The sequence below is a fragment of the Fictibacillus sp. Mic-4 genome, from assembly GCF_049843615.1.
Lineage (GTDB): Bacteria > Bacillota > Bacilli > Bacillales > Fictibacillaceae > Fictibacillus_A > Fictibacillus_A gelatini.
Genome location: NZ_JBBHZM010000072.1, coordinates 1 through 7,783 on the forward strand (window position 1 = coordinate 1; position 7,783 = coordinate 7,783).

At 41.9% G+C, this 7,783-nt stretch carries 5 protein-coding genes; 3 read left to right on the top strand and 2 right to left on the bottom strand.

Translation table 11 applies throughout. From position 1 onward, the window contains the following. Positions 1-168 precede the first annotated feature (168 nt). Both WD019_RS21180 and WD019_RS21185 read right to left on the bottom strand, forming a co-directional pair. The gene (locus WD019_RS21180; protein ID WP_425712740.1) at positions 169-1,842 is read right to left on the bottom strand and encodes a M20/M25/M40 family metallo-hydrolase; all 1,674 of its coding nucleotides are present in this window, start codon (positions 1,840-1,842) and stop codon (positions 169-171) included. Between the two features lie 19 nt (positions 1,843-1,861). Next, a complete protein-coding gene (locus WD019_RS21185) occupies positions 1,862-3,274 on the bottom strand; it encodes an amino acid permease (protein WP_425712741.1) in 1,413 nt (470 codons plus the stop codon). A gap of 1,041 nt (positions 3,275-4,315) precedes the next feature. Here WD019_RS21185 and WD019_RS21190 point away from each other — a divergent pair. The 3 genes from WD019_RS21190 to menC all read left to right on the top strand — a co-directional run bounded on the left by WD019_RS21190 (position 4,316) and on the right by menC (position 7,655). Further along, complete coding sequence (locus tag WD019_RS21190) at positions 4,316-5,497, top strand: NupC/NupG family nucleoside CNT transporter (RefSeq protein WP_425712742.1); 1,182 nt, start codon at positions 4,316-4,318, stop codon at positions 5,495-5,497. Positions 5,498-5,658: 161 nt separating this feature from the next. Further along, on the top strand, positions 5,659-6,507 hold the full coding sequence (locus tag WD019_RS21195; RefSeq protein ID WP_425712743.1) for a MurR/RpiR family transcriptional regulator: 849 nt from the start codon (positions 5,659-5,661) through the stop codon (positions 6,505-6,507). A gap of 38 nt (positions 6,508-6,545) precedes the next feature. Then, positions 6,546-7,655: an o-succinylbenzoate synthase gene (menC, locus tag WD019_RS21200; protein WP_425712744.1), complete on the top strand. Its 1,110-nt coding sequence runs from the start codon at positions 6,546-6,548 to the stop codon at positions 7,653-7,655. Positions 7,656-7,783: the final 128 nt, after the last annotated feature.

Genomic DNA, 7,783 nt, shown 5'->3' on the forward strand with positions numbered 1-7,783 from the left:
TTTAGATAAATCTCATTTTTTAGTGGATCAGCTGATAAATTGCAAAAGTGGCCGTTATTCGAGAAAAAGTGGCTGATAGATTTCGAAATGATTTGCCAGGTTCGGGGCGAAGGATGAAAACAGGCACTACTTTCGACGTTGCAGAACCATCGAAAGTAGTGCCGTTTTCTATTTGGATTCAACAAGTTGTTCGGTTAACAAGCGAATGGCCGTTTTTCGGATAAGCTTCGGAAGGACATGAAAGGTATACGGCTTATAAACGCGTTCGGTCCATTGGTGGCCGTCTTTACCATAGACGCCCATGTTGATGGATGCGATGTTCAATTCCCGAATATCTTTAAATGGCGTCCTTCCAATTGAGTCCCATTCAGGAATATTACGAATCAACGAGAGAATTTCTTCGTCAGATTCATGCAAGGACAAAAAGCTTCCGTCGGCTAAATAAGGGAAGAACTTTTTAACTACAAATGTTTCCTTTGTTTCTTCTTCCATTTCAGCTGCAACTGTTTCTATCACTTGAAGTAACGCACGGTCGCGGATATTATCCTCTTTCAGATGATTGTGCGGCAAATAAGGCGGCGCGAAGAAAAGAATGACTCTCGGTTTCTTATCAGGATCGAGCTGCTGCAATGCTTCGACTACTTTAAAACAGAGCATCCGCAGCTCCGTTCCTTTATTTTCCCGGACCACCGCTTTTGTACAAGATGCTGTATCAATGCCTTTACGCTCAAGCTCATCGATAAAATCGGCTAATGTTGTCACTTCGATATTCCATAAAAGCGGTTTTGGCGGGAATCCGGTTTGTTTTAGAAAGGTTTGATATCGCTCATATGATGCATGTTCCACTTCAGAACAAGCTTCAATCGCAATAGCAGTCAACATGTCCATAACTTCTTTCGCCGTTCGTTCATAAATAAAATAATTAAAGTACAAATAGCTGCTTTTCGCTGTCTGGACATTATAATTTTCTTTCGTATCCCTCTGAAATAAACAGGTCGGCGGCATGCACAGTTCTCCTTTGATCCGTTCAGCCAAATCAAGATTGTTATGAATCCGTCTCGTTAATTCAGATGCAATGACATTTGGATCAATCCCAGTTAACGTGTCGCCGACATGAACTTCCCGGCCGTATATATAAAAACACGGAAGGAGCTTGCCTGCTGCTCCAGTGTAAATGTAGCGAGTGACGTCGCCTTCATATAATGGCGTGATGAAATCATCATTAATCGCTGCAACGAACTCTAAATTTTCTTGTACGCTTAAGCGTTTCAGCTCCGAAATGGCCGATTGCACACCGGCATGCTGGCTTTCTTCATCCGGGTTTAACATAAGAAGAATGTTTCCTGGAAGCTCGTCTAGATGTTCGCTAATGTAAAGAACATTTGCAAGATGGACGGCAATCCCGCTTTGCATGTCGACAGCGCCGCGGCCAAACAGCCAATCGCCAGAACGTGCATCATGTTGTACTTGTTGGTCAAACGAATAATTTGAAAAAAACGCCTCTAACGCATCGGGATTTAACGCGTCTTTTTTTAATGATCCATAATCTTCAATCCCGACTGTATCGATATGGGCATGAAAAATGACTGTTTTCGGTGAAGCGTATTTCCCGCGAATGAAGGCAAAAATATTTTTCCGGCCTAGCGGATCCCCGGGTATTGGCTGAGCCCATACGTTCATAGGGTGCTGTTTAAAATAAGGAAAGGTGAAAAGAGTTTGTTGAATGAAGTCGGCCACATTCACTTCACCTTTTGTTCCATTCACGCTTGGAATGCTAATCAGTTTTTTTGTAATCGTTTCCACTTGTTCAGCCAACGTTAGTTCTTTTAGTTCGTTATACATGATGTTCAACCTCTCACTTCTAGGAAACTTCGATTTTTCTTACTTCCTGCTGTTTTTTCTTTTGAACAACCAAATGGTAATACATATAGCAAAAAACAATAAACGGAACACTGCAGTAAATTCCGAGCCGCTGCTCTGGAATAAAGAGCAAGGAGACCAAGATAATGGCGTATAATCCAAACCCTAGGATTGGAACTATTGGGTAAAGTGGCGTCTTGAATTTTAAGTCTCTTAGCTTTCCGCCTTCTTTTACATACTGTTTGCGGAAGAGAAGCTGCGATAAGCAAATGGACATCCAGACGATGATTGTAATGACACCTGAAATGGAAATCAGCCACACATATACTGTTTCAGCCGCGAAAACGCTTGTTAAAAGAGAGAATGCCGAAACGCTAATTGTCATGACTAAAGCCCGGAGCGGGATGCCGCGTTTGGACAACTTTTTCAAAAAGGAAGGTGCCATGCCATCCATCGATAAAGACCATGCCATTCTTGATGCAGCGTAAGTGCCTGAATTCGCAACCGAAAGAAGAGCGGTAAGAATAACGAAATTCATAATATCTGCTGCATACGGGATACCGATTTGATCAAACACGGAAACAAACGGGCTTTCGGATAATCCGGCTTTGTTCCACGGAATAAAGGCATTGATAATCGTAATTGCTAAGACGAAGAAAATGATGGTCCGCCATATAATATTGCGAATCGAACGGGGCAGCGTTTTCCCAGGATCCTCGCTTTCTCCTGAAGCGATCCCGACAAGTTCCGTCCCCTGAAAAGAGTAGTTGACAGTAACCATCGTTAATAATATGGCTGTCACACCATTGGGAAAGAGCCCGCCATGGCTTGTGAAATTTGAGAAAAAGGGCGCGGCCTCATGTCCTTTTAATGGAATAATGCCAAAAACAGCAGCGCCGCCAAGGACGATAAAGGCAAGAATAGCTGTTACTTTAACACTGGAAAACCAGAATTCTGTTTCTGCATAACTTCGTGCAGATAATGCATTAACTGTAAAGATGATCGTGCCGAATAGAATACACCATACCCAGACGGGGATCTCAGGGAACCAGCGCTGCATCGTTATTCCGGCTGTTGTAAATTCGAGGCCGGCCGTATTTGCCCAGCTTAGCCAATAAAGCCAGCCAATTGTAAAGCCGGTCGACGGGCCAATATATTTTGCAGCATAGGTTTGGAAAGACCCTGAAACTGGCATTGCCACAGCTAATTCTCCAAGACAAAGCATAACGAGATACATCAGTAACCCGCCAGCCATAAAGGCGAGAATGGAACCGCCGGGGCCGGCTTTGTTTATGATCAAGCCTGAACCGTTGAATAATCCTGTCCCAATAACGCCACCGAGAGCGATCATGAAAAGGTGCCTGCCTTTCATGGTTCGCTGTAACTCCGTGTTCGAGTTGTTTGATTGAATCATAAGGTTACCTCACTTTCTTTTCTTTAAAGATGCATTTTCTAGACTTCCAATAGGTGTCAGTTTCCTCCTTTCAAATGATAGTGATTATAGGAATTCCACAGTAGCTTTAGTAAAAGCCAACTGCGGAAAACGCTTACATTCATTGAACTTAAAATCGCATCAATTTACTTTCCAGGAAAGATGAATGTCCCAGCTTTAGTTTCCGTAATACGGAAAGTGTTTTCACAATAAGATAAAATCTATTTTTATTTAAAATTATTTTGATTTTGTTGTCAATACTAACAATTCAAAAATTCTGTGTAAAAATAGCTTCATTTTCTAGTATTCTCTCCTTCTTTCAGTTTAGAAGATTCGTTGACAAGAGAGGTGCCGGGCAATGACTTTTTATTTTTCTATGTATAGAAACTTCCTTATTTAGGCAAAAATCTCCCTGGAAAAATTTTGTGTATGATCCAAAGAAGTTAATTTTCGATTTTTATTGACAAAAGATATGGATTCGATATAACCTTAAGAAGTCAGACATCTAACATTAAAATAAGAAAATTAGGATAAATCGCTAAAGAGCATTTGGTGAGGCCAAAATGATAAAGTAAGCATATATGCTCATTTTGCCAGGTGACTCAGTAGCCTTTTTTGCTTGCAGCAAAACGGACTACTTAGTATACTTTACGTTTAACTTCCTAAAGTGAAAGTATACCGCCAAAATGCGCTGCGTACTGCGGCAGTGCCGGTGCCGTCACATTCTGGTGCCGTAAGATGCTTGCGGCGCATGCTTAAGAACTGGCGTACGGTCAAGTTTTCTAAAATAGTTTTACAGCGGGCTAACTTCATCTCAGGTTGGAAACTGACCGATTAAGTCGTCAGACATCCAACAAATAAAAATGAAAACGCGTGCAAAAGTTTCTTTGAAACTGCAAATAGATAGGCGTCAGGAAGGAAGGATAATGCTAGTTTTGAAACCGATTACAGACTGCATTTGATAGATTGAGTCTTTTAAACGAATACTTGCATTTTCAAAAAATACGGTAAAGGAGAAAAGGCATGAAATTTTTAACGTTTATTTTAGGGCTGCTCGTCGTTTATGGGCTAGCTTTCATTGCCAGCAGCGACAGAAAGAAAATTAAATATAAGCCGATCTTTATCATGATCGTCATTGAACTTATTTTAACCTATGTATTATTAAATACAGAGTTTGGGCTCATCATCGCGAAAAGCCTATCGACATTCTTTAATAAACTATTAGAATGCGCAGCCTCCGGGGTCAACTTTGTGTTTGGCGGGCTGGCAAATGAAGGACAGACTCCTTTCTTCTTAAGCGTGCTGCTTCCTATCATTTTTATTTCGATCTTAATTGGTATACTGGAGCACTTTAAGATTTTGCCGCTTATTATTAGAGGCATCGGTTTCTTATTGAGCAAAGTAAATGGACTCGGGAAGCTCGAGTCATACAATGCTGTCGCCGCGGCCATTGTCGGGCAAGGTGAAGTATTCATCACGGTTAAAAATCAATTAAGCAAGCTCCCGAAAAAACGTTTGTATACGCTTTGCGCATCATCGATGTCGACGGTTTCGATGTCGATTGTCGGCTCCTATATGAAAATGATCGAGCCGAAATATGTGGTGACCGCAATTGTATTAAACTTGTTCAGCGGTTTTATTATCGTCCATATCATCAATCCATATACGGTGGAAAAAGACGAAGATCTATTGGAATTGCAAGAAACCGAAAAGCAGACGTTCTTTGAAATGCTCGGGGAATATATTATGGTCGGCTTTAAAATTGCGGTCATCGTCGCCGCAATGCTCATCGGCTTCGTTGCTTTAATTACGGCTATCAATACCCTGTTTTCATCGATTTTCGGCATTTCGTTCCAGCAAATATTAGGCTATGTCTTTTCTCCAATTGCATTTGTCATGGGGATTCCAGCTTCAGAAATGGTTCAGGCGGGATCGATTATGGCAACGAAAATTGTTACGAATGAATTTGTCGCGATGATTGATTTGACAAAAATTCAGCATCATTTATCTGCCCGCACTGTTGCTATCTTATCCGTATTCCTCGTTTCCTTTGCGAACTTCTCTTCGATCGGCAATATCGCCGGCGCAACGAAAGGAATCGACGAGAAACAGGGGAATGTTGTCTCGAAATTCGGGCTTAAATTGCTTTACGGGGCAGCATTAGTCAGCGTTTTATCCGCAGTGATCGTCAGCGTGATGGTATAGGAACAAATAAAAACATCCATCAAGGGGATCTCATTTCCCTTAATGGATGTTTTTTGTTGTATAAATTTCAGAATTATGATACTATTCCTGCTAATAAATGAAGTATTAACTTCATATTGTAAAACTAATGCAGGATAAACTTCTTTTATAGGTGATCGAAGATGCAATTGATCGAACAAATGGTCAATGACCGTTTTTATGAGCTGTCGAAAGGACAGCAAAAAGTGGCTCATTATTTGCTTGAACAGAAAGAAATGTTTGCTGTAAAGTCCGCTGATGAAATTGGGAAAGCGGTGGGCGTGAGCGAGGCGACGGTCATTCGCTTTTGCTATGCGATCGAGCTTGAAGGATTTTCCCATTTGCAGAAGTTAGTCCGGGAACAGCTCTTTCCATCGAAAACGAGTTTAAGCGAGTATGAAATGAAAAAGCTCGGCCTTGCCGGCGAACCAGACTTTTTTGCGCACAGTATGCAGCAGGACTGCCATCATATTCAACAAACGATCGAAGCGATCCGTCCCCGAGATATTGAACGAACGGTTGAAAATATCATTCGTGCCAATCACGTCTATATTGCCGGGGCGCGCTCCTCTTACGCTGCAGCCCATTGGCTTTCTTTTGCATTAGGGGTGATGAGGAATAACGTTCATTTATTCCGTCCGGAGATCGACGACCTGGCAACTGTATTTTCTGAAATGGATGAAACGTCAACATTTATCGGCATTTCGTTTCATCGCTATGTGAAAGAAACGTTTAAAATGGCGGAATTGGCAAAAGGGCAAAAGGCCTTTGTCATCGGCATCACCGATTCTGCGGTTGCGCCGATCAGCCGTTATTCTGACGTTTTACTATCCGTTTCATTACAGGAAAAATCGACGCTTGATGCGAGCCCTGCTTTATTTTCGTTACTCAACGCGATTACCGCAAATGTATTAATCAAAGACCGGGTGCGATTTGAGAAGAGGAAACAGCAATACGAAGCAATCAATGACAGTCACCTGTTTGTGGAGTAAACGAAATGAAACATAAAAATAGAAGGAGAGGGATGTAAATGAAAATAAAAGAAGTTACATTGCGCCACTTGAAAATGAACTTAAAGGCTCCGTTTTCCACAAGTTTTGGCACGTTTAAGGATAAAGAATTTATTTTAGTAGAAGCGAAAAATGACCATGGCCAATCGGGATGGGGGGAATCGGTTGCATTTATGTCGCCGTTATACAATGAAGAAACATTGCAAACAAACTGGCATATGCTTGAAGATTTTCTTATTCCGCAACTTATAAACAAAGAGATTTCGCATCCGGATGACGTTTCCGCCCGATTTTCGCCGATCAGGCGGAATCACATGGCCAAATCGGCCATTGAAGGCGCAGCCTGGGATTTGTATGCAAAGGAAGTAGCGAAGCCGCTTGCTGCTACGTTAGGCGGGGAAAAGAAAAAAATAGAAGTCGGCATCAGCATCGGCATTCAGAAGACGATAGATGGTCTTCTAAAGCTTATTGATGAGTATGTAACAGAAGGCTATAAACGGATGAAAGTGAAGATTAAACCAGGCTGGGATGTTGATGTCATAAGAGAAGTGCGCAAACAGTTCCCTTCCATCCAGCTAATGGCCGATGCAAATTCTGCTTATACATTGGAAGACTTGCCGATTCTGAAGGAATTGGATCAATTTGATCTAATAATGATTGAACAGCCGCTCGCTTCTGATGATATTGTTGATCATGCCCGCGTGCAAAAAGAACTGGCGACGCCGATTTGTCTAGATGAGAGCATACATTCCGTGGAGGATGCCAGAAAAGCAGTCGGGCTCGGAAGCTGTAAAATTATCAACATAAAAATCGGTCGGGTTGGCGGGTTAACCAATGCAAAGAAAATTCATGATTTCTGCAAGGAACATCACATCCCGGTATGGTGCGGGGGAATGCTTGAGTCTGGAATTGGACGGGCCCATAACATTGCGCTTACAACATTAGCGAATTTCACGATGCCAGGGGATACAGCCGCCTCTTCCCGCTATTTTGACCAGGATCTTATCGAACCGGAAGTAACGGTGCACGATGGCTTCATTACAGTACCGGATGAGCCCGGCATCGGATATGAGCCGAATCTTGATGTGATCCGCGGGTTTACCATTAAAGAAAAAACATATAACAACTAATGCCCCTTCTAGAAAAATAGTTTGAATTTCAGTAATCTTTTAAGAACACCTCGTTAGATTTGTGAAATGAGGACAAACGATCACGAATCGTTACATGATTTAAAATGTTTTCGTTCTCGGACAATAAG

What these genes read in the sequence shown, in the direction of transcription:
- WD019_RS21180 (WP_425712740.1), bottom strand. Translation starts at nt 1,842, where the DNA reads ATGTATAACGAACTAAAAGAACTAACGTTGGCTGAACAAGTGGAAACG.
- WD019_RS21185 (WP_425712741.1), bottom strand. Translation starts at nt 3,274, where the DNA reads ATGATTCAATCAAACAACTCGAACACGGAGTTACAGCGAACCATGAAA.
- WD019_RS21190 (WP_425712742.1), top strand. Translation starts at nt 4,316, where the DNA reads ATGAAATTTTTAACGTTTATTTTAGGGCTGCTCGTCGTTTATGGGCTA.
- WD019_RS21195 (WP_425712743.1), top strand. Translation starts at nt 5,659, where the DNA reads ATGCAATTGATCGAACAAATGGTCAATGACCGTTTTTATGAGCTGTCG.
- menC (WP_425712744.1), top strand. Translation starts at nt 6,546, where the DNA reads ATGAAAATAAAAGAAGTTACATTGCGCCACTTGAAAATGAACTTAAAG.